The organism is Nonomuraea sp. NPDC049725 (assembly GCF_040674795.1).
Taxonomy (GTDB): Bacteria; Actinomycetota; Actinomycetes; order Streptosporangiales; family Streptosporangiaceae; genus Nonomuraea; species Nonomuraea ceibae.
The window spans coordinates 58,496-81,006 of sequence record NZ_JBFANJ010000003.1 but is presented as its reverse complement, the minus strand read 5'-3'; the positions used below and the strand labels follow the sequence as shown (position 1 = coordinate 81,006).

At 73.1% G+C, this 22,511-nt stretch carries 23 protein-coding genes; 5 read left to right on the top strand and 18 right to left on the bottom strand.

What is annotated here, in order from left to right; translation table 11 throughout:
- Positions 1 to 2: 2 nt before the first annotated feature.
- The 7 genes from AB0J53_RS08440 to AB0J53_RS08410 form a co-directional block, all read right to left on the bottom strand.
- Entirely contained in the window at positions 3 to 1,259 is a 1,257-nt protein-coding gene (locus AB0J53_RS08440) for a cysteine desulfurase (protein WP_364170022.1), read from the bottom strand.
- Positions 1,256 to 2,002 carry a Fe-S cluster assembly ATPase SufC gene (gene sufC, locus AB0J53_RS08435; protein ID WP_364170020.1) on the bottom strand — a complete coding sequence of 249 codons (747 nt, stop codon included), beginning with the start codon at positions 2,000 to 2,002 and terminating at the stop codon, positions 1,256 to 1,258. Before sufC ends, AB0J53_RS08440 begins: the two co-directional genes overlap by 4 nt.
- 4 nt (positions 2,003 to 2,006) lie before the next feature.
- Entirely contained in the window at positions 2,007 to 2,327 is a 321-nt protein-coding gene (locus AB0J53_RS08430) for a non-heme iron oxygenase ferredoxin subunit (protein WP_219505703.1), read from the bottom strand.
- Positions 2,324 to 3,448, bottom strand: a complete 1,125-nt coding sequence (gene sufD / locus AB0J53_RS08425; protein WP_364170017.1) for a Fe-S cluster assembly protein SufD — start codon at positions 3,446 to 3,448, stop codon at positions 2,324 to 2,326. The genes AB0J53_RS08430 and sufD overlap by 4 nt, the downstream gene beginning before the upstream one ends.
- On the bottom strand, positions 3,448 to 4,860 hold the full coding sequence (gene sufB, locus AB0J53_RS08420) for a Fe-S cluster assembly protein SufB (protein WP_219505706.1): 1,413 nt from the start codon (positions 4,858 to 4,860) through the stop codon (positions 3,448 to 3,450). The genes sufD and sufB overlap by 1 nt, the downstream gene beginning before the upstream one ends.
- Positions 4,857 to 5,558 carry a metalloregulator ArsR/SmtB family transcription factor gene (locus tag AB0J53_RS08415; protein WP_219505750.1) on the bottom strand — a complete coding sequence of 234 codons (702 nt, stop codon included), beginning with the start codon at positions 5,556 to 5,558 and terminating at the stop codon, positions 4,857 to 4,859. Before AB0J53_RS08415 ends, sufB begins: the two co-directional genes overlap by 4 nt.
- 95 nt (positions 5,559 to 5,653) lie before the next feature.
- Positions 5,654 to 6,886 carry a multidrug effflux MFS transporter gene (locus AB0J53_RS08410; protein WP_364170012.1) on the bottom strand — a complete coding sequence of 411 codons (1,233 nt, stop codon included), beginning with the start codon at positions 6,884 to 6,886 and terminating at the stop codon, positions 5,654 to 5,656.
- A gap of 151 nt (positions 6,887 to 7,037) precedes the next feature.
- On the opposite strand from AB0J53_RS08410, the gene AB0J53_RS08405 reads away from it, so the two are divergent.
- Both AB0J53_RS08405 and AB0J53_RS08400 read left to right on the top strand, forming a co-directional pair.
- The gene (locus AB0J53_RS08405; RefSeq protein ID WP_364170009.1) at positions 7,038 to 7,946 is read left to right on the top strand and encodes an ABC transporter ATP-binding protein; all 909 of its coding nucleotides are present in this window, start codon (positions 7,038 to 7,040) and stop codon (positions 7,944 to 7,946) included.
- On the top strand, positions 7,943 to 8,713 hold the full coding sequence (locus tag AB0J53_RS08400; RefSeq protein ID WP_364170006.1) for an ABC transporter permease: 771 nt from the start codon (positions 7,943 to 7,945) through the stop codon (positions 8,711 to 8,713). Before AB0J53_RS08405 ends, AB0J53_RS08400 begins: the two co-directional genes overlap by 4 nt.
- Before the next feature lie 21 nt (positions 8,714 to 8,734).
- On the opposite strand, the gene AB0J53_RS08395 is transcribed toward AB0J53_RS08400, so the two are convergent.
- Entirely contained in the window at positions 8,735 to 9,910 is a 1,176-nt protein-coding gene (locus AB0J53_RS08395; RefSeq protein WP_364170003.1) for an MFS transporter, read from the bottom strand.
- 109 nt (positions 9,911 to 10,019) lie between these two features.
- Between AB0J53_RS08395 and AB0J53_RS08390 the strand changes: the two genes are divergently transcribed.
- Entirely contained in the window at positions 10,020 to 10,931 is a 912-nt protein-coding gene (locus tag AB0J53_RS08390) for a DMT family transporter (RefSeq protein WP_364170000.1), read from the top strand.
- Between the two features lie 39 nt (positions 10,932 to 10,970).
- On the opposite strand, the gene AB0J53_RS08385 is transcribed toward AB0J53_RS08390, so the two are convergent.
- From AB0J53_RS08385 to AB0J53_RS08350, 8 genes are read right to left on the bottom strand one after another with little or no spacing between them, the layout of a single operon-like run.
- Positions 10,971 to 11,642, bottom strand: coding sequence for a GntR family transcriptional regulator (locus tag AB0J53_RS08385; RefSeq protein ID WP_219505715.1), 672 nt, complete (start codon positions 11,640 to 11,642; stop codon positions 10,971 to 10,973).
- 15 nt (positions 11,643 to 11,657) lie between these two features.
- Complete coding sequence (locus tag AB0J53_RS08380; protein WP_364169998.1) at positions 11,658 to 12,656, bottom strand: ornithine cyclodeaminase family protein; 999 nt, start codon at positions 12,654 to 12,656, stop codon at positions 11,658 to 11,660.
- Positions 12,653 to 13,642 carry a proline racemase family protein gene (locus tag AB0J53_RS08375; protein ID WP_364169995.1) on the bottom strand — a complete coding sequence of 330 codons (990 nt, stop codon included), beginning with the start codon at positions 13,640 to 13,642 and terminating at the stop codon, positions 12,653 to 12,655. The genes AB0J53_RS08380 and AB0J53_RS08375 overlap by 4 nt, the downstream gene beginning before the upstream one ends.
- Positions 13,639 to 14,640, bottom strand: a complete 1,002-nt coding sequence (locus tag AB0J53_RS08370; RefSeq protein WP_364169992.1) for a proline racemase family protein — start codon at positions 14,638 to 14,640, stop codon at positions 13,639 to 13,641. Before AB0J53_RS08370 ends, AB0J53_RS08375 begins: the two co-directional genes overlap by 4 nt.
- Positions 14,637 to 15,530, bottom strand: a complete 894-nt coding sequence (locus AB0J53_RS08365; RefSeq protein ID WP_364169990.1) for a dihydrodipicolinate synthase family protein — start codon at positions 15,528 to 15,530, stop codon at positions 14,637 to 14,639. The genes AB0J53_RS08370 and AB0J53_RS08365 overlap by 4 nt, the downstream gene beginning before the upstream one ends.
- On the bottom strand, positions 15,527 to 16,885 hold the full coding sequence (locus AB0J53_RS08360) for an NAD(P)/FAD-dependent oxidoreductase (RefSeq protein WP_364169987.1): 1,359 nt from the start codon (positions 16,883 to 16,885) through the stop codon (positions 15,527 to 15,529). Before AB0J53_RS08360 ends, AB0J53_RS08365 begins: the two co-directional genes overlap by 4 nt.
- Entirely contained in the window at positions 16,882 to 17,124 is a 243-nt protein-coding gene (locus tag AB0J53_RS08355) for a (2Fe-2S)-binding protein (RefSeq protein WP_231618791.1), read from the bottom strand. The genes AB0J53_RS08360 and AB0J53_RS08355 overlap by 4 nt, the downstream gene beginning before the upstream one ends.
- Entirely contained in the window at positions 17,121 to 18,266 is a 1,146-nt protein-coding gene (locus AB0J53_RS08350) for an FAD-binding oxidoreductase (protein ID WP_364169984.1), read from the bottom strand. Before AB0J53_RS08350 ends, AB0J53_RS08355 begins: the two co-directional genes overlap by 4 nt.
- A gap of 92 nt (positions 18,267 to 18,358) precedes the next feature.
- Between AB0J53_RS08350 and AB0J53_RS08345 the strand changes: the two genes are divergently transcribed.
- Together AB0J53_RS08345 and AB0J53_RS08340 are read left to right on the top strand one after the other, a co-directional pair.
- A complete protein-coding gene (locus tag AB0J53_RS08345) occupies positions 18,359 to 19,360 on the top strand; it encodes a COX15/CtaA family protein (RefSeq protein WP_364169981.1) in 1,002 nt (333 codons plus the stop codon).
- 96 nt (positions 19,361 to 19,456) lie between these two features.
- On the top strand, positions 19,457 to 20,119 hold the full coding sequence (locus tag AB0J53_RS08340) for an ElyC/SanA/YdcF family protein (RefSeq protein WP_357586673.1): 663 nt from the start codon (positions 19,457 to 19,459) through the stop codon (positions 20,117 to 20,119).
- Positions 20,120 to 20,125: 6 nt separating this feature from the next.
- Here AB0J53_RS08340 and AB0J53_RS08335 read toward each other — a convergent pair whose 3' ends face one another.
- Both AB0J53_RS08335 and AB0J53_RS08330 read right to left on the bottom strand, forming a co-directional pair.
- A complete protein-coding gene (locus AB0J53_RS08335) occupies positions 20,126 to 21,289 on the bottom strand; it encodes a PrsW family intramembrane metalloprotease (RefSeq protein WP_364169978.1) in 1,164 nt (387 codons plus the stop codon).
- A 101-nt stretch (positions 21,290 to 21,390) separates the two neighbouring features.
- Positions 21,391 to 22,350, bottom strand: coding sequence for a heme o synthase (locus tag AB0J53_RS08330; RefSeq protein WP_219509943.1), 960 nt, complete (start codon positions 22,348 to 22,350; stop codon positions 21,391 to 21,393).
- Positions 22,351 to 22,511 lie beyond the last annotated feature (161 nt).

The following is a 22,511-nucleotide window of genomic DNA, read 5'->3' as shown; positions in this document are numbered from 1 at the left end:
GGCTATGCGAACACCTTCTGTACGTGGTGGAGGCCGCGCACCAGGGCGTCGACCTCGCCCGTGGTGTTGTACAGGTAGAACGACGCCCTGGTGGTCGCCGGTATTCCGAACCTGAGGTGCAGCGGGCGCGCGCAGTGGTGGCCGACCCGCACGGCGATGCCGAACCGGTCGTCGAGGATCTGGCCCACGTCGTGCGGGTGGATCCCCTCCAGCGTGAACGCCAGCGTGCCGCCCCGCAGGTCGAGCGAGTCGGGCCCGATCAGGCGCAGGCCGGGCACCTCGCGCAGCGCGTCGAGCGCGTAGGCGGTGAGCTCGCGCTCGTGGGCCTCCACGGCCGCCATGCCGATGCCGGTCAGGTAGTCGACGGCCGCGCCGAGCCCGATGGCCTCGACGATCGGCGGGGTGCCGGCCTCGAACTTGTGGGGCGCGGGCGCGTACGTCGAGCGGTCCATCCAGACCGCCTCGATCATCTCGCCGCCGCCGAGGAACGGCGGCATGGCCTCCAGCAGCTCGCCGCGCGCCCACAGCACGCCGATGCCGGACGGGCCGACCATCTTGTGGCCGGTGAAGGCCACGAAGTCGGCGTCCAGCGCCGCCACGTCCACGGGGTGGTGCGGGACGGACTGGGAGGCGTCGAGCAGGACCAGCGCGCCGGCCCGGCGGGCGAGCGCGACCACGTCGGCGACCGGGTTGACGGTGCCGAGCACGTTCGACTGGTGCGCGACCGAGACGATCTTCGTGCGTTCGGTGACGACGCCGTCGGCGAGGTCGAGCCGGCCCTCGTCGGTGACGCCGAACCACTTCAGCGTCGCGCCGGTGCGCTGCGCGAGCATCTGCCACGGCACGATGTTGGAGTGGTGCTCCATCTCGGAGATGACGATCTCGTCACCGGGGCCGAGCGTGAAGCGCGGGTCGGCGCACGCCGGGTTGCCGAAGCTGTAGGCGACGAGGTTGAGCGCCTCGGAGGCGTTCTTGGTGAAGACCACCTCGTCGCGCGACGGGGCGCCGATGAACGCGGCGACCTTGTCGCGCGCGCTCTCGTACGCCTCGGTCGACTCCGAGCCCAGCACGTGCATGGCGCGCCCGACGTTGCTGTAGTGCATCGCCAGGTGCTCGCGCATGGTCTCGACGACCGATGTGGGCTTCTGCGAGGAGTTGCCCGAATCGAGGTAGACGAGCGGACGCCCGCCGGGCAGCTCGCGGGAGAGGACCGGGAAGTCTTTCCTGATCCTCTCCACGTCCAAGCTGGTGGAAGTCATGCAGATGCCTTCGTGTACTGCTCGTAGCCCTCGGCCTCGAGCTTGTCGGCCAGCTCCGGCCCGCCCTCCTCCACGACCCGGCCGGCCGCGAAGACGTGCACGAAGTCGGGCTTCACGTAGCGCAGGATGCGGGTGTAGTGGGTGATGAGCAGCACGCCGGTCTCGCCGGAGGCGCGGAAGCGGTTGATGCCCTCCGACACCACGCGCAGGGCGTCGACGTCGAGGCCGGAGTCGGTCTCGTCGAGCACCGCGATCTTCGGCTTGAGCAGCTCGAGCTGGAGGATCTCGTGGCGCTTCTTCTCGCCGCCGGAGAAGCCCTCGTTCAGGTTGCGCTGGGCGAAGGCCGCGTCGATGGACAGGGCGTCCATGCCGCTCTTGAGGTCCTTGGCGAACTCGCGCAGCTTGGGCGCCTCGCCGCGGACGGAGGTGACGGCCGAGCGCAGGAAGTTGGACACCGACACGCCGGGGACCTCGACCGGGTACTGCATGGCGAGGAACAGGCCGGCGCGGGCGCGCTCGTCGACCGACAGCTCCAGCAGGTCGACGCCGTCGAGCAGCACCTCACCGCCGGTGATCGTGTACTTCGGGTGACCGGCGATCGCGTAGGCGAGCGTGGACTTGCCCGAGCCGTTGGGGCCCATGATGGCGTGGGTCTCGCCGGCCTTCACGGTCAGGTTGACGCCGCGCAGGATTTCCTTGTCCTCGACGGCGACCTTCAGGTCACGGATCTCAAGGGTGGACATGTGTTTATGACTCCTTCGAGAGCGAGACGAGGACGTCGTCGCCGTCGATCTTGACTGTGTAGACGTTCACGGGCTTGGTCGCGGGCGGGCCGGTGGGCTTGCCGGAGCGGATGTCGAAGCACGAGCCGTGCAGCCAGCACTCCAGGGTGCCGTCGTACACCTCGCCCTCGCTGAGCTTGACCTCGGCGTGCGAGCAGATGTCGTGCAGGGCGAACACCTCGTCGCCCTTGCGCACCAGCGCCACGGGGGTCTCACCCACCTCGACGCCGATCACCCCCTCGTCGGGGATGTCGCTGACCTTGCACACCTTCTCGTAGCCGCTCATCGTGCGAGCTCCGCCTCCACCGCGTTCATCACGCGCTCGCGCAGCTCGTCGACCTGGATCTTCTCGATGAGCTGGCCGAGGAAGCCGCGGATGACCAGGCGGCGGGCCTCGTCGAACGGGATGCCGCGAGCCTGGAGGTAGAAGATGTGCTCGTCGTCGAGGCGGCCCGACGTCGAGGCGTGCCCCGCGCCGGCGACCTCGCCGGTGAGGATCTCCAGGTTGGGCACCGAGTCGGCGCGGGCGCCGTCGGTGAGGATGAGGTTGCGGTTGAGCTCGTAGGTGTCGGTGCCCTCGGCCGCGACCCTGATGATCACGTCGCCGATCCAGACGGCGTGCGCGTCCTCGCCCTGGAGCGCGCCGCGGTAGTCGACGTTGCTCTTGCAGTTGGGCTGCGAGTGGTCGACGAGCAGGCGGTGCTCCAGGTGCTGGCCCGCGTCGACGAAGTAGACGCCGGACAGGTCGGCGTCGCCGCCGGGCGCGGTGTAGGAGACGCTGGGCGACAGCCGCACCAGGTCGCCGCCCAGGGTCACCACGAAGCTCCGGAACGTGGCGTCCTTGGCGAGCTGGGCGTGGTGGTGGGACACGTGCACGGCGTCGTCGGCCCAGTCCTGGAGGCTGACGACCTTGAGCGTGGCGCCGTCGCCGACGACGAACTCGACGTTGTCGGCGTAGACGGCGCTGCCCTCGTGCTGGACGACCACGGTCGCCTGCGCCATCGGCTCGACGACGACCACGATGTGGCCGTACGCGGCGCCCTCGCCGCCGTTGCCCTTGATCTCCACGGAGATCGCGTCGGCCGGGGCGGCCTCGCGGGGCACGGTCACGACCAGCGCCTTCTCGAAGCCGTTGTAGGCCTGGGCGCTGACCCGGTCGGCGGGCACATACGCCCTGCCGATGCGCTCGTCGTCGCGGCCGACCCACTCGGCCCGCACGCCCTCGGGCGTGTAGACCTGGGTGACCACCTGGCCGCTGGCCGCGGCCTGGCCGTTGTGCAGCCCCTTCAGGCGCGACAGCGGCGTGAAGCGCCACGCCTCCTCGCGGCCCGTGGGGACCTCGAAGTCGGCCAGGTCGTACGACGCCTTCTCGTGCAGGGTCGACAGGGGCTTCTCGTTCAGGCCCATCAGCCGACGGCTCCTTCCATCTGCAGCTCGATCAGCCGGTTCAGCTCGAGCGCGTATTCCATGGGCAGCTCACGCGCGATCGGCTCCACGAAGCCGCGCACGATCATCGCCATCGCCTCGTCCTCTTCGAGCCCGCGGCTCATGAGGTAGAACAGCTGGTCCTCGCTGACCTTGGAGACCGTGGCCTCGTGGCCCATCGAGACGTCGTCCTCGCGGACGTCGACGTACGGGTAGGTGTCGGAGCGGCTGATCTGGTCGACGAGCAGGGCGTCGCACTTGACGGTGCTGGCGCTGCCGTGGGCGCCCTCCTCGATCTGCACGAGACCGCGGTAGGAGGTGCGGCCGCCGCCGCGCGCCACCGACTTGGAGATGACGCTGGAGCTCGTGTTGGGCGCCAGGTGCACCATCTTGGAGCCGGCGTCCTGGTGCTGGCCCTCGCCGGCGAACGCGACGCTCAGCGTCTCGCCCTTGGCGTGCTGGCCCATCAGGTAGACGGCCGGGTACTTCATGGTGACCTTGGAGCCGATGTTGCCGTCGATCCACTCCATGGTCGCGCCCTCGTAGGCGACGGCGCGCTTGGTGACCAGGTTGTAGACGTTGTTCGACCAGTTCTGGATGGTCGTGTAACGGCAGCGGGCGTTCTTCTTCACGATGATCTCGACGACCGCGGAGTGCAGCGAGTCGGAGGAGTAGATCGGCGCGGTGCAGCCCTCGACGTAGTGCACGTAGCTGTTCTCGTCGACGATGATGAGCGTCCGCTCGAACTGGCCCATGTTCTCGGTGTTGATCCGGAAGTAGGCCTGGAGCGGGATCTCGACCTCGACGTTCGGCGGCACGTAGATGAACGAGCCACCGGACCACACGCTGGTGTTGAGAGCGGCGAACTTGTTGTCGCCCACCGGGATCACCGAGCCGAAGTACTCCTTGAAGAGCTCCTCGTGCTCGCGCAGGCCCGTGTCGGTGTCGACGAAGATGACGCCCTTCTCCTCAAGGTCCTCACGGATCTTGTGGTAGACGACCTCGGACTCGTACTGGGCCGCGACGCCGGCGATGAGGCGCTGCTTCTCCGCCTCGGGGATGCCGAGCTTGTCGTAGGTGTTCTTGATGTCCTCGGGCAGCTCGTCCCAGGAAGCGGCCTGCTTCTCGGTGGAGCGCACGAAGTACTTGATGTTGTCGAAGTCGATGCCGGTGAGGTCGGAGCCCCAGGTCGGCAGCGGCTTCTTGCCGAACAGGCGGAGCCCCTTCAGGCGAAGGTCGAGCATCCACTCCGGCTCGTTCTTGAGCGCGGAGATGTCTCGGACGACCTCCTCGGACAGGCCGCGCTTGGCCGCGGCCCCGGCGGCGTCGGGGTCGGCCCAGCCGAACTTGTAATTCCCGAGGCCTTCCAGCTCCGGGCGGTCGGTGACAGTCACCTTCCGGTCTCCTTGTTCTTATCGATGGCTCTATGTGCGGGCCCCAGCGTCTGGGGGCTGACGTGCGTGGTGCAGACCCCGTCGCCGTGCGCGATCGTGGCCAGGCGCTGCACCGGGGTGCCGAGCAGTTGCGCGAACGCCTCCGTCTCGGCCTCGCACAGCTGCGGGAACTCCGCGGCCGCGTGCGCCACCGGGCAGTGGTGCTGGCAGAGCTGGTCGCCGCCGGACTTGGCCTTGCTGGCCGAGGCCGCGTAACCCTCCGCCGACAGCGCCTGCGCCAGGACCTGGACCCGCTGGTCGGCCGGCACCGCCCGCATGACCGGCTCCATCCGCCGCAGCAGGCCGGAAACCTGTGAGCGGGCGAAGTCGGACACGGCTTCTTCTCCCATGCGCTCGGCCAGGAAACGCAGCGCGCTCCCGGCCAGATCGTCATAGGCGTGCTCGAAGGCACTGCGCCCCGCGTCGGTGATGGCGAACAGCTTGGCCGGCCGCCCGCGCCCGCGCTGACCGCGCTGGCGCCCGGTGCGAGGCTCGATCATCCCGTCGGTCAGCAGCGCGTCGAGGTGACGGCGGACGGCCGCGGGCGTGAGCCCGAGCCGCTCGCCCAGCGCCGCCGCGGCGATGGGACCGTGTTCCAGGATCAGCCGGGCCACGCGCGCACGGGTGCTGCGCTCGCTGCCTGGCTCGATCGTGGGCACGTTTTTCACAACATCAGTGTGCCGTAATTCCTTCCCGCATCTCAAATGAATCCGGAGGACCCGGCAATGCAATTTCTCACGCAGGGTAGGCTTACCTAATTTCGCTGGCGTCCCAGGATGCCGAAGCTGAGCGCCGAAGCGGCCATCAGGGCGAGCATCAGCGCGGCCATCGGCACGGCGGTGTCCTGGCCGGCCAGGCCCACCAGCGGGGCCGCGACCGCCCCCAGCGCGAACTGCAGGACGCCCAGCAGCGCCGAGGCCGACCCGGCGATCTGCGGGGGCTGCCCGGCCAGCGCCAGCGCGCCGGTGCCCGGCAGGACGAGCCCCTGGCCGCACATGATGACGAACAGCCCCGCCACGATACCCGCCAGCCCCAGCCCGGTGACCGCGGCGGCCAGCAGCAGCCCGCCTCCCGCCAGGCTCACGAACAGGCCGGCGAACACCAGCCGCGCCGGCCGGACCCGGCCCGACAGCCTGCCGCCGACCTGGGCCATCACGGTCAGGCCGAGCGCGTTGAGCCCGAAGATGAGCGAATACTGCTGGGGCGTGGCCGCGTACACCTCCTGCAGCACGAACGGCGAGCCGGAGATGTAGGCGAACATGGCGGCGAAGGCCAGCCCGGCCGTGAGCGCGCAGCCCATGAACGCGCGGTCGCGCAGCAGCGCCCAGAACGTGGCCAGCGTGTGCTTGAGCCCGCCGCCCTCCCGCTGCTCGGCGGGCAGCGTCTCGCGCACGCCGGGCAGGACGGCCAGCAGCAGCACCAGCCCGGCCAGGCTGAGCGCGACGAACACGCCGCGCCAGGAGGTGAAGGCCAGCAGCTGCGCGCCCGCCACCGGGGCCAGGATCGGCGCCAGGCCGCTGACCAGCATGAGGGTGGCGAAGATGCGGGCGATGGCGGGCCCGTCGTACAGGTCGCGGACCACGGCCCGGACGATGACCAGCGCGGCCCCGCCGAGCATGCCCTGCAGCAGCCGCAGCACGATCAGCACGGGCACCGACGGCGCGAAGGCGCACAGCAGCGACGTCAGCGCGAACCCGGCCACGCCGACGATCAGCGGCAGCCGCCGCCCGCGCACGTCGCTCACGGGCCCGGCGATCACCTGGCCGGCCGACACGCCGATGAGACAGGCGGTGAGCGTGAGCTGGACCTGGGCGGCGGGGCTGAGCATCTCGCCGCTGATGGCGGGCAGCGCGGGCAGGTACATGTCGATGGACAGCGGCCCGATCGCCGACAGCGCGCCCAGGATGAGGAGCAGGAGCCCCCGCCGTTCCTTGGCGGCCGGTCGCGTTCGGGTGGTTTGTGCGGCCAGGTCCTCCGCCACGGACATGCGTGCCCCTCTCCCTCGCAGGCGTCACGGCCCACGAGGGCCGAGGGGTCAAACCATCATCTGGTCCCCCGAATTCCCAATTATGGGATAAATTTCGGCCCACCTTGCCCTGCGGGCCGGACCGGCCCCTGCAGTCCCTAAACTCGTGCGCATGGAATCCCCAGCCGTCGAGATCGCGGACCTGGTCAAGCGCTATGGCGGCACCACCGCGGTCGACGGCCTCAGCATGCTGGCCGCGCGCGGCGCGGTCACCGCCGTCCTCGGCCCCAACGGCGCCGGCAAGACCTCGACGGTGGAGATCTGCGAGGGGTTCCGCAAAGCCGACGCCGGCACGGTGCGGGTGCTCGGCAGCGCCCCCGACGCCGCCGCGCTGCGCCCCCGGGTGGGCGTCATGCTGCAGTCCGGCGGGGTCCCGCCCGCGATGCGCTGCGCCGAGTGGCTGCGGCTGGTCGCCCGCTTCTACGCCCGTCCCCTCGACCCGGCCGCGCTGCTGGAGCGCCTCGGCCTCTCCGATCACGTACGGACCCCGTACCGGAGGCTGTCGGGCGGCCAGCAGCAGCGGCTGTCGCTGGCCGCGGCCGTCATCGGCAGGCCCGAGCTGGTCTTCCTGGACGAGCCGACGGCCGGGCTCGACCCGCAGGCCAGGCACGCGTGCTGGGAGCTGGTCGGCGAGCTGCGCGCCGCCGGGGTGTCGGTGGTGCTGACCACCCACCACATGGACGAGGCCGAGCGGCTGGCCGACAAGGTCGTCATCATCGACCGCGGCCGGGTGGTGGCCGAGGGCAGTCCCGCCACGCTGACCGGCGCCGAGCGGCAGCTCCGCTTCCGCGCCCGGCCGGGGCTGGGGCTGGAGGAGCTGCTCAACGCGCTGCCGGCCGGGAGCGCGGCCAAGGAGTCGCCGGCCGGCCACTACATCATCGAGGGCCAGGTGGACCCGGAGCTGCTGGCCACCGTGACGGCCTGGTGCGCGGCGGAGGGCGTCACGGCCGACGACCTGCGCATCGAGCGCCGCACGCTGGAAGACGTGTTCCTGGAGCTGACGGGCAGGGAGCTGCGATGAGCGCCACGCTGGACTTCACCCCCGCGCCGGGGGCGGCGCCGTTCCCGCGCATGGTGCTGGCGCAGGCCGGGGCCGAGATCCGGGCCATGCTGCGCAACGGCGAGCAACTGCTGCTCACGATGATCATCCCGGTGCTGCTGCTGGTCGGCTTCTCGGTGGCGCCGCTCATCGACGTGGGCGGCGGCGACCGGGTGGCGTTCCTCGCGCCGGGCGTGCTGGCGCTGGCGGTGATGTCGACGGCGTTCACCGGGCAGGCGATCGCCACCGGGTTCGAGCGGCGCTACGGGGTGCTCAGGCGGCTGGGCGCCACGCCGCTGTCGCGGGGCGGGCTCATGCTGGCCAAGACGGCCGCGGTGATCGCGGTGGAGGCCATCCAGGTCGCGGTGATCGTCGCGGTCGCGCTGGCGCTGGGCTGGCAGCCGCACGGGTCGCCGTTCACCGCCGCGCTGCTGGTGCTGCTGGGCACCGCCGCGTTCAGCGGGCTCGGGCTGCTCATGGCCGGCCTGCTGCGGGCCGAGGCGACGCTGGCCGCCGCCAACCTGGTCTACCTGCTGCTGCTGGCGGCGGGCGGGGTGGTGTTCCCGCTGGCGAAGTTCCCCGCGTCGGTGCGGCCGGTGCTGGAGCTGCTGCCGATCTCGGCGCTGACCGGCGGGCTGCGCGCGGTCCTGTCGGGCGGCGCGGCGCTGCCGCTGGGCGCGCTCGCCGTGCTGGCCGTCTGGGCGCTGGCCTCCCTGGGCCTGGCCGCCCGCACCTTCCGCTGGGACTGACCCGCGCGACGATGTCCTGACCTAACCGGCCGAGGCGTCCGCGACGAGGGCGCCGTAGCGGCGTCTGGCGAGGGCGGCCACGACGGTGAGGGGCAGCGCCGCCGCCGCGGCGAGCCCGAACAGCAACCCGTAGCGGCCGTCCCCGGCCAGCGGCCCCGCCGCCCACGAGGAGGCGGCGCTGCCGACGAACAGCGCCGAGGCGAAGAACGCCACGGCGGTGCCCCTGGCGTGCGGCACCACGGAGGTGACCCACGTCTGCAGCGACGAGTGCATGAACGACCAGCCGCCGCCGAGCAGCAGCGCGGTGACCGTGACGGCGGCCACGCTCACCCCGGCGGCGACGACGGCGTAGCCGGCGCACATCTGCGCGCCGCCCGCCGCGATGAGCCACCACGCGGGCCACCCGCGCGACAGCCGCATGACCAGCCGGCTGAACAGCCACACGCCGAGCCCGTAGGCGGCGGCGCAGAGCCCGGCCACGGTGGTGGAGACGCCGTCGTGCTGCAGGGCGGTGGCCAGGAACGCCATCGTGCCGATGAGCACGGCCCCCTCCACGAACGCCAGCGCGAACACCAGCAGCGCCCACGGGCTGCGCAGGACCGCGCCGACGTGCCCGCCGCGCCCGGGACCGGCGGCGCTCCTGGGCGGCTCCGGCAGGGCGCGCAGCGCGACGGCGCAGGCCAGCGCGCACGCGGCCGGGACGGTGAACACCAGCCGCCAGCCCGCCAGGTCGCCGAGCAGCCCGCCGAAGCCGGTGGCCAGCGCGGTGCCCAGCGCCATCACGCCCATCAGGTCCGACAGGGCGCGCTGGCGGCCGGACGGCTGGACGGTGTCGCCGACGTAGGCGAGCGAGGCGGGCACGATCGCGCCGAAGCAGGCGCCCGCGGCGACCCGGGACAGGACGAGCGCGCCGAGCACCGGCATGAACGCGGAGACCAGGCCCGTCACGGCCGCGCCGAGCAGCGCGATCCGCATGACGCGCACCCGCCCGAACCGGTCGGACAGCACGCCCCACAGCGGCTGCACCAGCCCGTAGGCGAGGTAGTAGCCGCTGGCCACGGCGACGGCGGCGGCCAGCGGGACGCCGAGGTCGACGGCGATGAGCACGAGCATGGGCGTCACGGCGAAGCGGTCGAAGCAGCTGACGAACGAGGCCGCGGCGAGGGAGGACGGGGGCCTGTCGGGAGTGGCGGACATGGGTCCCTTTACCGATTCATGGGGTTATCGGGCAGTCATATCACCTCGGCTGCGGCGATGCCGGAGGCGGTGGGTAGGCTGCGAGGGCCTTTTCGCTGTGAGGAGATCCGTGACCGCCTTCGCCTACGACGACCCGCTCGACCGCGGCGGCCGCCTGCCCCGGGCCGGCAGCCTGCTGCGCGGCGCCGCCGATTCCATTCCGCCGTCCGGGCTGGTGCTGCTGGGGATCTTCTCCGTGCAGCTCGGGGCGGGGTTCGCCAAGGAGCTGTTCGCGGCGCTCCCGCCGAGCGCGGTGGTGTTCCTGCGGATCGCGGCCGGGGCGCTGATCATGGGGGCGGTGGCCCGGCCCCGGCTGCGCGGGCTGGCGTGGCGCGACTGGGCGGTGGGCCTGGCGTTCGGCGTGACGCTCGCGGTGATGAACCTGACGTTCTACGAGGCGCTGGCGCGGCTGCCCATGGGCGTCGCGGTGGCGATCGAGTTCCTGGGGCCGCTGGGCGTCGCGGTGGCGGCCTCGCGACGGCGGATCGACCTGCTGTGGGTCGGCCTGGCCGCGGCCGGGGTGGTGCTGCTGGCGCCGTGGGGGCAGTCGGCCGGGGTGAGCTGGGCCGGCATCGGCTTCGCGCTGGTGGCGGGCGCCTGCTGGGCGGCCTACATCCTGCTGTCGGCGGCGGCCGGCGGCCGTTTCCCGGGCACCACCGGGCTGTCGTTCGCGATGATCGTGTCGGCCGTGGTGATCGCGCCGGTGGGCGTCACGACGGGCGGGGCCGATCTGCTCCAGCCGGAGCTGGTGCTCATCGGGCTGGGCGTGGGGCTGCTGTCGTCGGTGATCCCCTACTCGCTGGAGCTCAAGGCGCTGCGCCGGATGCCCAAGCACGTGTTCGGCATCCTGATGAGCGTCGAGCCCGCGGCTGCGGCGCTGATCGGCGTGCTGCTGCTGGGCGAGATCCTGAACGTGCAGCAGTGGGCGGCGGTGCTGTGCATCGTGGCGGCCAGCTTCGGCTCGACCCGCGCGGGCCGCTAGGGCGGGCCGGGACTGGGACGGGCCGGGGCGGGGACGGGCTCAGGCGTTGCTGGCCCAGATGCCGCGCACGTGCTGGATGTGCTCCGACATGATCAGGCGGACGGCCTCGACGTCGCCGCCCTTGAGCGCGTCGAGCAGCTCCACGTGCTCGCGGGCGGAGTCGGCCAGCGTGCCGCGCTGGGAGAGCTGCGACAGGCCGTAGAGGCGGGCCCGGGTGCGCAGGTCCCTGACGACCTCGACCAGGTGCGCGTTGCCCGACAGCGCGAGCAGCTCCAGGTGGAAGCGCAGGTCGGCGTCGACGTAGGCGAGCAGGTCGCCCTGCTCGGCGGCGGCGACGATCTCCTCGGCGACCGGGCGCAGCCGCTCGAAGTCGGCGGCGCGCCCGGTGTCGGCCAGCCGCGCCACGGTCGGCACCTCGATGAGCCTGCGGATCTCGGTCAGCTCGTCCAGGTCGCGCTCGGACAGCTCGGTGACGCGGAAGCCCTTGTTGCGCACCGCCTCGACCAGGCCCTCCTTGGCCAGGTCGAGCATGGCCTCGCGGACGGGCGTGGCCGACACGCCGAACTGCGCGGCCAGCACCGGCGCCGAGTAGACCACGCCGGGGCGCATCTCCCCCGTGATCAGCGCGGCCCGCAGCGCGTGCGCCACCTGCTCGCGCAGGCTCTGCCGCTCGCCCACCATCGGCAGGTCGAGCCGGTCCTCGGCAGCCATCCGCCCATCCCTTCCCTAGGTCCTCCGGGACCGGGTCCGCTGAAACCACGCCTCGTACGCGGCGGCCGCGACGACCAGGTCCTGCCACGCCATGCCGGTGCCCTTGAACACGCGGGGCCCGTCGCCCGGGACGACCCGGCCCGCGACCAGCTCAGCGAGGTTTCCGGCGAGATGATGAGTGGTGATCGTACCGTGGCGGATGGGGATGACCACATCCCCCGCTTCGGCCAGCGCCGCGGATCTCGCCTCGACGACCACGCACGACCGGGCGATCAGCTCGCCGTCGAGCTCCCGGGCGTCCTGCTCGTGCGACCCGATGGCGACCACCGTGGCCCGATCGCGCACCAGCGCGCCGTCGAACAGCGGCTGCCTGGCGGTGGTGCAGCAGACGACGAGGTCCGCCCGCGCCACGGCCGCGCCGACCCGCTCACCGGCCTGATCACCGGCCTTCTCACCGGTCTGATCACCCCGGCCGGTCAGCGCCTCGGCCTCCAGGCCCAGCTCGCGGCAGCGGGCGGCGAACGCCCCGGCCCGGCCGGGGTCGCGGCCCACGACCGTGACCCGCCGGACGGGCCTGACCTCGGCGAGCGCCTCGACGTGACCCCACGCCTGCGGGCCCGTGCCGAACACGAGCAGGTCGCCGGCGTCCGGCTCGGCCAGATGGCGGACGGCCAGCGCGGAGACGGCGGGCGTGCGCAGCGAGGTGAGCGCGATCCCGTCCATCGTGGCGAGCGGCGCCAGCGTGCGGCCGTCGAACAGCAGGTACGTGCCCTGGATGCGGGGCAGCCCGAGCGCGGCGTTGCCGGGCGCCACGGTGGCGGCCTTGACCCCGGCGTACCGCCCGGCCGCCGCGGGCATCAGCAGGAGCTGCCCGGCGGGCAGATCGACGACGGGCCGCTGCGGCGTCGCCTCCGGGTCGAGCCCGCCGAGCAGCGCCTCCTCCAGGAGCCGCACGGCGCCGGCCACGGGCACCAGCCGCCGCACCGTGTCGGCGTCGAGATGGGGAAGGGTCATCGCAGCGTGAACCCCGTGCCGATGGGGTCGTCCGGGTCGAGCTCGAAGGTGTGCCTGCCGGTGCGGTAGGCCATGCCCTCGATCTCGGGCACCACCCCGGCGGGCGTCTCGGCGGCCACCCGGGCCCGGAACACGCTGCCGACGACGCTCTCGTGCACGAGCGTGCCGCGGTGGCCGTCCTCGTGCAGCAGGGCGAGCCGGGCGGCGGTGCCGGACCCGCACGGCGAGCGGTCCACCTCGCCGTCGGCGAACACGGTGACGTTGCGCTGGCGGCCGGGGCCGAGGTCGTCGTAGAAGATCACGCCGTAGACGCCGGACAGCCGGTCGTCGCCGGGGTGCCGGGTGGCCGGGTGCCCCTCCAGCCCGGCCTTGATCCGGCGGCCCCAGGCGATGAGCTCGCCCACGTGGCGCGGCTCGACGGACAGGCCGACGGCCTTGGCGGGCACCGAGGCGTAGATGGCACCGCCGTAGGACAGGTCGGTCTCGATCCCGGCGGCCGGGACGCCGCGCGCGATCACGTACGAGGGGACGCTGACGAAGGTGACGGCGGTGACGCGGCCTGCCTGGCGGCGGACGCGGGCGGTGACGCGGCCGGAGGGCACGTCCACGACGACGTCGGTCTCGCCGTCAGGGTCGCTCTCGACCAGGCCCTCGCGGACGGCGTGCACGCCGAGCGCGATGGTGCCGTGGCCGCAGGCGGTGGAGTAGCCGTCCTTGTGCCAGAACAGGACGCCGAGGTGGGCGCCGGGGTCGTCGGGCGGGACGAGGAAGCAGCCGTACATGTCGGCGTGGCCGCGCGGCTCGTGGCAGAGCAGCCGCCGCACGTGGTCGGCGGCGGCGGGGGCGTTGGCGCGGCGTTCGAGCACGGTGGCGCCGGGGATGGCGGGGACGCCGCCGGTGACGATCCGGAACGGCTCGCCGCCGGTGTGGTAGTCGACGGTGCTGATCAGGGGCGTGCTCGCAGGCGGGGTCACGGGGGTGCTCACAGCTCGAACCCTTCGGGGAACGGGTCGCGCGGGTCGAGGAAGTACTGGGCGGTGCCGGTCACCCAGGCGCGGCCGGTGATCGACGGGACGACGGCGGGCCTGCCGCCGACGACGCCGTCCTCCAGCAGGCGGCCGATGAACCGGGTGCCGATGAACGACTCGTTGACGAAGTCGCGGCCCAGCGGCAGCTCGCCCCGGGCGTGCAGCTGGGCCATGCGGGCGCTGGTGCCGGTGCCGCACGGCGAGCGGTCGAACCAGCCGGGGTGGATGGCCATCGCGTGCCGCGAGTGGTGGGCGTCGGAGCCGGGCGCGGCGAAGTAGACGTGGTGGCAGCCGCGGATGCGCTCGTCCTCGGGGTGCACGGGCTCGTCGGCGGCGTTGACGGCCGCCATCGTGGCCAGCCCGGCGGCGAGGATGTCGTTCTTGGCCTTGCGGTCGAACGGCAGCCCGTACGCGTCGAGGTCGACGATGGCGTAGAAGTTGCCGCCGTAGGCGAGGTCGTAGCGGATCTCCCCGAAGCCGGGCACGGTGACGGTGGCGTCGAGCCGGTCGGCGTAGGAGGGGACGTTCCTGAGCGTCACGGACGTCGCCATGCCGTCGCGGACGGCCACGTCCACGACGACGAGCCCGGCGGGCACCTCCAGGCGGACGGTGGTGACGGGCTCGACGACCTCGACCATGCCGGTCTCCACCAGCACGGTCGCCACGCCGATCGTGCCGTGGCCGCACATCGGCAGCAGCCCGGACACCTCGATGAACAGCACGCCCCAGTCGGCGTCGGGCCGGGTGGGCGGCTGCAGGATGGCGCCGCTCATGGCGGCGTGGCCGCGCGGCTCGTTCATCAGCAGCTTGCGGATGTGGTCGAGGTGGTCGCGGAAGTAGACGCGCCGCTCGGCCATGCTCGCGCCGGGGATGACGCCGACGCCGCCGGTGACGACCCTGGTGGGCATGCCCTCGGTGTGCGAGTCCACGGCGTGGAACACGCGTTTGGTCCTCATCGCAGTCCTTCCGCGAGTGCCTTCTCGGTGGCGGCGCGCACGGCGGCGGCCTGCTCGTCCGTCAGCGGCCGCCGGGGCGGGCGGCAGGGGCCTCCTGGACGGCCCGCCAGGTCCATCGACAGCTTGATGGCCTGGACGAACTCCGTCTTGGAGTCCCAGCGCAGCAGCGAATGGAGCTTACGGTAGAGCGGCAGGGCCGTGCCGAGGTCTCCGGCGACGGCCGCCCTGTAGAGGGCGGCACTGGAGGCGGGCAGCGCGTTCGGGTAGCCCGCGATCCAGCCGGCCGCGCCGGCCAGGGCCAGCTCCAGCAGCACGTCGTCGGAGCCGATCAGCACGTCCAGGCCGGGGGCCAGCTCGGCGATCTCGTAGGCGCGGCGCGGGTCGCCGGTGAACTCCTTGACGGCCACGATCAGGCCCTCGTCGAACAGCCGGGCCAGCAGCGCGGGCGTCAGGTCGACCTTGGTGTCGTAGGGGTTGTTGTAGGCCACCACGGGCACCCCGGCGGCGGCGACCTCGCGGTAGTGCTCGGCGACCGCGGCCTCGTCGGCGCGGTAGGCGTTCGGGGGCAGCAGCAGCACCGACCCGCAGCCCGTCTCGGCGGCCTGCTCGGCCCAGCGCCGCGACTCGCCCGAGCCGTACGCGCCGACGCCCGCCATCACGTTGCGCCCGCCCACGGCCTCGACGGCGGTGCGCACGACGCGGGCCCGCTCGTCGGCGGTGAGCGTCTGGTACTCGCCGAGCGACCCGTTGGGCACGACGCCGTCGCAGCCCTGGTCCACCAGCCAGCGGCAGTGCTCGGCGTAGGCGTCGAAGTCGACGGTCAGGTCCGCGCGCAGGGGGAGCGCGGTGGCGACCATGATGCCGTGCCAGGCCTTGCTGCGTTCGGTCATGGATGTCCTCCCGTGGGGGGTTCGGCGGCTTCGGCGAGTGCTGCGAGGGTGATCGGCTGGGCGACGGGGCGGCGCGGCGGCGCGGGCCGCTCGCCGGTGAGGCAGGCGACGGGGTAGCCGCAGATGCGGCCCTGGCACCAGCCCATGCCGGGCCTGGCCAGCAGCTTGACCGAGCGCGCGTCGGTGGCGCCCAGGTCCTGCGCCTCGCGCAGGCGGGCCAGCGGCACCTCCTCGCACCGGCACACGAGCGTGTCGTCGCGCAGCCAGCCCTGCCAGCCGTCCTTCACGGGGTAGGCCGCCAGCAGCGCGCGGGCGAAGGCGCGCAGGCTGTCGCGCCGCCGGACGAGCTGGACGGGCAGGGCCCTGCCGGCGGCGGCGAGCCCGGCGAGGCGGCCTTCGAGCTCGGCCAGCCGCCAGCCGCCGACGCCGGTGGGCTCCCCGGCGGCCCACACGCCGGGGACGCCGGTGGCCTGGCGGCCGTCGACGGCGAGGACGGGGCTGCCGTCGGCGTCGTGCCGGGTGGCGCAGCCGAGCTGGACGCCCAGATCGATCTGGGGGGTGAAGCCGTAGCCGGTGGCCAGCGTGTCGCAGGCGACGCGGCGGGCGGACAGCACGTTCCAGGCGCGGCCGAGGCGGGCCACGGTGACGGCTTCGAGCCGGTCCCGGCCGTGCGCGGCGATCACGGCGGTGCGGGGCCGGTACGGGACGCGGTGCCGGGCGAGCGTGAGCGCGTACGAGGCGGCCTCCCCGGCCTTGCCCAGGGCGAGCACGGGGTGGCGGGCCAGCCCGAGCCCGGCGCTCGCCTCGTGCACGCCGAGCACGCGTGCCCCGGCCCCGGCCAGCCCGGCGGCGACCGGCAGCAGGAACGGGCCGGTCCCGGCGACGACGACGCGCTGCCCGGCGACCACGCCGTTGCCCTTGAGCAGCGCCTGCGCGCCGCCCGCGGTGAGCACGCCGGGCAGGTCCCAGCCGGGGAACGGCAGCGGCCGGTCGTGCGCGCCGGTGGCGATGAGCAGGCGCCTGCCGCGCACGTCCACCGGCCGCTCGGCGCCGTCCGAGGTGGTGACGCAGTGGGCGGTCAGGTCGCCGTCCGGCTCGCGGGTGACGCTCCAGACCTGGTGCCCGAGCAGCACGTCGGCGCGTTCGGCCAGCGCCCGCGCCCGGCGGGCGAACCCGTCGAAGCCGGGCGTGCCGGGGTTCGGCGGGGCGGCGGGGTGGCGGAAGTACTGGCCGCCCAGCCGCGCCCCGGAGTCGAGCAGGGCCACGCGCAGCCCGTGCTGGGCGGCCGACAGCGCGCCCGCGACCCCGGCGGCGCCTCCCCCGACCACCACCAGGTCGTACGGGTTGCCCGTCATGAGGTGGTCACCTCGTCGCCGGGCCGGGCCTCCAGCAGGCAGGCGCGCTCGGGCGGCCGGCCGTTGACGGTGACCAGGCAGTCGAAGCAGACGCCGATCCCGCAGAACAGCCCGCGCGGCCGCCCGCCGAACCGGGTGGTGCGCCAGGAGCGCACGCCCGCCGCGTGCAGGGCCGCGCCGATCGTCTGGCCCGGCGTCACCGGCACGGGCCGGCCGTCGATCGTGATCTGGAAGGTCAACGCGGCTCCTCCGGGAATCGGTCGGGGCGGAACGGGTGCGGGTCGAGGGCGGGCTCGCGGCCGGTGAGGAGCTGGGCGAGCAGGTGGCCGGTGGCGGGGGCCAGGCCGATGCCGGCGCCCTCGTGCCCGCACGCGTGGTACAGGCCGGGCGCGCGCGGGTCGGCGCCGATCACGGGCAGGTGGTCGGGGCAGTAGGGCCGGAACCCGCAGTAGGACCTGATGACCCGCACGCCGCGCAGCGCCGGGAAGAGGGCGACGGCCTGCTCGGCCAGGCGCGCGAGCACGGGCACCGACGTGGTGCGGTCGAAGCCGACGCGCTCGCGGCTGGCGCCGATGAGCACGGTGCCCGCCTGGGTGCCCTCGACGACGGCGGACGTCTCCAGCGCCGCCGAGTCGCTGGCCACGTTGGTGACGTAGGCGGCGGTGTAGACCTTGTGCCGGATCAGCGGCTCGGCCAGCGGTTCGGTGACCAGGATGAAGCCGCGCCTGGGCAGCACCGGCAGGCTCACCCCGGCCAGCGCGGCGAGCTCGCCGCCCCAGGTGCCGGCCGCGTTGACGACGGCGCCGCCTAGGATGTCGCCCCGGTCGGTGCGCACGCCGGTGACGCGGTCGCCGGAGCGGGTGAAGCCGGTGACGGTGACGCCGAGGCGCAGCCGGACGGCGCCGTGCCCGTAGCTGTCGGCGCCGTGCCTCAGCAGCCTGGCGGCGGCCAGCATGGGCTGCACCTGGGCGTCCTGCGGGTAGAACACGCCGCCCGCGAGCCCGTCGGCCAGGTGCGGCTCCAGGTCGCGCAGCGCGCCGGGGGCGACGCTCTCGTGCTCGACGCCCTGCTTGCGGGCCAGCTCGGTGAGCCGGTCCTGGATCTCGGCGGTCTCGGCGACGACGAGCCCGCCCTTGGGCTCGAACTCGAAGCCGCCGCGGGTCTCGGCCAGCTCGCGCCAGAGCCCGTTGGACAGCAGCGCGAGGTCGAGCTCCGGTCCTGGTTCCTTGTCGGAGACGAGCACGTTGCCCTCGCCCGCCCCCGTCGTGCCGCCCGCGACGGGGCCCCGGTCGACGACGGTCACGTCCAGCCCGGCGCGCGCGGCGTAGTAGGCGCAGGCGGCGCCCACGACGCCGGCCCCGACGACGATCACGTCGGACATCGGCTCACCTCCACCTCAGTAATATGTCACATGTCCAGCGGAGGGAAAAGCCGGTGTCGGGACCGCCACACCCGCCACCTACCATCGATGACGTGAAGCTACCCGGGCGCTACGCCGACTCCTTCGTGTCATCCTTCTGGTCGCCGACCACGGCGACGTTGCGCGGATGGGCGCTGGCCGCCGTCGTGGCCAACGCGGGCATCACGGTGAGCGGCGCGGTCGTGCGGGTGACGAACTCCGGGCTCGGCTGCCCGACCTGGCCGCGCTGCACGCCCGACAGCTTCGTCCCGGTCGCACACCCCGAGGTGGCGCCGATCAACATGGCCATCGAGTTCGGCAACCGGCTGGTCACGTTCCTCGTGCTGGTCATCGGGGTGGCCTGCTGGGTGGCCGCCCACCGGCTCCAGCCGCGGCGCGCCTCGCTGGTCAAGCTGGCCTGGCTGCAGCCGATCGGCATCATCGCGCAGGCGCTGTGGGGCGGCGTGGTGGTCAGCACCCTGCTCAACCCGTTCACGGTCGGCATGCACTACCTGCTGTCGATCGGGCTGACCGCCGCCTGCTGGGCCCTGTACGCGCGCGCCGGCGAGGGCGACGCGCCCGCGCGGCGGCTGGTCCACCGCGACGTGCGGCGGCTCGGCCACGCGCTGCTGGCCGCGGTGTTCACGCTGCTGGTCGCGGGCGTGCTGGTGACCGGTACGGGCCCGCACTCGGGCGACGAGCTGGCCAGCCGCTTCGACCTCGACATCGAGAGCGTGGCCCGGCTGCACGCCGACGTCGCCTACCTGGTCGTCGGGCTGACGTTCGCGCTGCTGTTCGCCCTGCACGTGACCCGCGCGCCCCGGCGGGCCCGGCGCGCGGCGCTCGCGCTGCTGGTGGTCGAGCTGCTGCAGGGCGTGATCGGCTACACGCAGTACTTCCTCGGCGTCCCGGCCGCGCTGGTCGCCCTGCACGTGGTCGGCTCCACGCTGGTGTGGATCTTCACGCTGCGCGTCGTCTCGGCGCTGCGCACCCACGACCCCGCCGGCGAGACGGCCGGCGAAGAAGCCGGTGAGGCGGGCAGCCCCTCCCCCGCCGAAGTCCCCGCCAAGTCCTGACGGGGTATGCCAGGGTATGGGGTGAGATGTCGGCCACTCCCCCCACCGAGGTGAGGTGCCCTTTTGCGGGGATTCGTCCGCCCCACTCGTCAGACGATGCGGCGCGCGTACCAGGGGCTCGTGCTGGCGAGCGTGCTCGCGCTGGCACCCATGACGTGGGCCTGGTTCGGCAGCGACGGCCACCGCGAGGTGGCCGGCACGGCGGGCTGGCAGGCGCGGGTGCCCGCCTCGCAGGCCGCGCTCGTCCTCGGCGCCGGGCTGTACGGCGGGCGGCCCTCCCCCATGCTGGCCCGCAGGCTCGACATCGCCGCCGAGCTCTACCGCGCCGGCAAGGTCAGGGCGCTGCTGCTGTCGGGCGACAACAGCCGGGCCGCCTACGACGAGCCGACCGCGATGCGCGACTACCTGCTGGCCAGGGGCGTGCCGGAGCGGGTGATGGTGCTCGACTACGCCGGGTTCGACACCTGGGACTCGTGCGTGCGGGCCCGCCGGGTGTTCGGCGCCGAACGGCTGACCGTGGTGACGCAGGTCTTCCACCTGCCCCGGGCCGTCACGCTCTGCCGGACGGCCGGGCTGGAGACGTTCGGCGTCGGCGACGACTCCACCGCGCACTGGCCGGGCCCCACCTACGCCTACGCCACGCGCGAGCTGGTGGCCACCGGCAAGGCGTTCGCCGACGCGCTGCTGCTGCGTTCCGACCCGGTCTTCCCCGGCCCCGTGGAGACCTCGCTGCGGCGCATCGTCGACGCGCCCGCCTGACCGGGCTCAGCCCGGCATGTAGCCGTGGCTGCCGGCCGGCGTTGGCGGCATCGGGAAGTCGGCCCTGGCCGTGCTCATGCACTCCAGCAGCGCCCGCTGCTCCTCGTGGAAGGTCTGGTCGTCGACCATCCGCCGGGCCGCCCGCTCGTGCAGCAGCCCCAGCTCCGTCGCGGCGAGCTGGTAGTCGCTCATCGCCCGCAGCCCGCGCTTGCCGCCGTACATCCTGGCCCACTGCCGGGCCCGGCGGCGCCTGGGCAGCGCCGACAGCATGATGATGTCGTCCTTGCTCACCAGCTTGGTCGGCTCGTACGGCGGCAGGTAGCGCTGGATGAGCGCGACGATGCGGCGCCGGTCACGGAAGACGACCACGATGAGCGCCACCAGCACCATCATCAGCGTCACGTACGCGACCACGAGCCCCGGGAAGCCGCCGTAGGAGACCAGGCCGTTCCACAGGCCGTGCAGCACCATCGCGCCCGACCAGCCCGCCATGATGGAGAAGACCCGCTCCGACCCCTCGCGGGTGGCCGCGTGCGCCACCGCCACCCCGATCATCGAGGTGAACAGCGGATGGGCGAACGGCGACAGGATGCCGCGCAGCACCACGGTCACGGCCAGGCTCACGCCGCCCGCCTCGGAGTTGAGCGCCTGGAGGTAGTAGCTGACGTTCTCGCTCATGGCGAAGCCCAGGCCGACCATGCTCGCGTAGATGATGCCGTCGGTCAGCCCGTCGAGCTCGGCCCGGCGGAAGCGCAGCAGGCCGAGCAGCACCAGGCCCTTCATCGTCTCCTCGACCACCGGGGCGCCGAAGGTGGCGGCGATGTTGCGGGCGGTGTCCTCCGACAGCTTGACGGTGTCCATGATGTAGTGCAGGTTCAGCGAGTTGACCACGCCCGCCACGAGCACGGCGACGCCCGCGCCCCACGCGAAGGCGAAGATCAGGTTGCTGCGCGGCTCCGGCTCCATCCGGTCGAGCGCGAGCACGGCGGCCAGCAGCAGCGGCACGGGCGCCAGGGCCAGGGCGAGCGAGATGAAGAACTGGACCGGCTCCCCGTTGATCACGTCGATGGCGAACGAGGCCAGGGCGCAGATCCCGGTCAGCACCAGCCCGGTGATCAACGCGAACGACGGGCGGTCCTTCAGCACCCAGCGTGGATCACGGGACGGCATACGGTGACTGTAACGGATCAGGAATGCGCTGTCCTTCCAAGGCGGCACGGCAGGCCCGGATGGTGATGTGCCCGCTTTCCCGGCGGTCATGCGGTGCCGGGTCAGGACAGCAGCGGGTCGATGGCGACCGCGAGGAACAGCAGCGCCAGGTAGGCGTTGGACCAGTGGAAGAAGCGCATCGGCCGCAGCGCCACGCCGGTCTTGCCGGAGTTGAGGCGGCTCAGCAGGCGGTGCACCTCCCACAGGCACGCCACGCCGAGGACGGCGGCGACGGCCGGGTAGAACAGGGTCGTGCCGGCCACCGGCCACAGCGCCAGCGAGCACAGCACGGTGGCCCACGTGTAGGCGATCGACTCCAGGATGACCCGGCGCTCGGTGGCGACCACGGGCAGCATCGGCACCTTGGCCGCCGCGTAGTCCTCCTTGTAGCGCATGGCCAGGGTCCAGGTGTGCGGCGGCGTCCAGAAGAACACCACGCCGAACAGCACCAGCGGCGCCCAGTCGAGACGCTCGGTGATGCCCGCCCAGCCGATCATGACCGGCATGCAGCCCGCGATGCCGCCCCACACGATGTTCTGGGCGGTGCGCCGCTTGAGGATCATCGAGTAGACGAGCACGTAGAACAGGATCGCGCCGGTCGACAGCGCCGCGGCCAGCCAGTTGGTCGTCAGCCACAGCCCGGCCGTGGACAGCGCGCCCAGCACGATGCCGAAGATCAGCGCGCCGCGCGGCGACACCTGGTGCCTGGCCAGCGGGCGGCGCCGGGTCCGGCGCATCTTCTGGTCGATGTCGCGGTCGACGTAGCAGTTGAGCGCGTTGGCGCTGCCTGCCGACAGCGTGCCGAACACCATGACGGACACGGCCGTCCACAGCGGCGGCAGGCCGCCCGCTGCCAGGAACATCACCGGCAGCGTCGTGATCAGCAGCAGCTCGATGATCCGCGGCTTGGTCAGCGCGATGTAGGCCTTGACGACCGACCCGATCGAGCGCGGGCCGGCCGGGAGCGGCTCCCCGGCCTCGGGGGCCGGCGCCGTCGTCTGCCTGTTCGTCAGCACCGTCAAGGCGCTTCCAGCACGTGCGGAGTCAACGCGTAACCTCTGATTGGAGCTGATTCGTGAGTGGCCGCCGCGGCGACCAGGGAACAACCAAACTGTAGTCGCCGGGTCGGCCGGTCCGGCCAATGGGGGGCTCGCACCGCGAACGGACACGCTCCGGGGTGGGA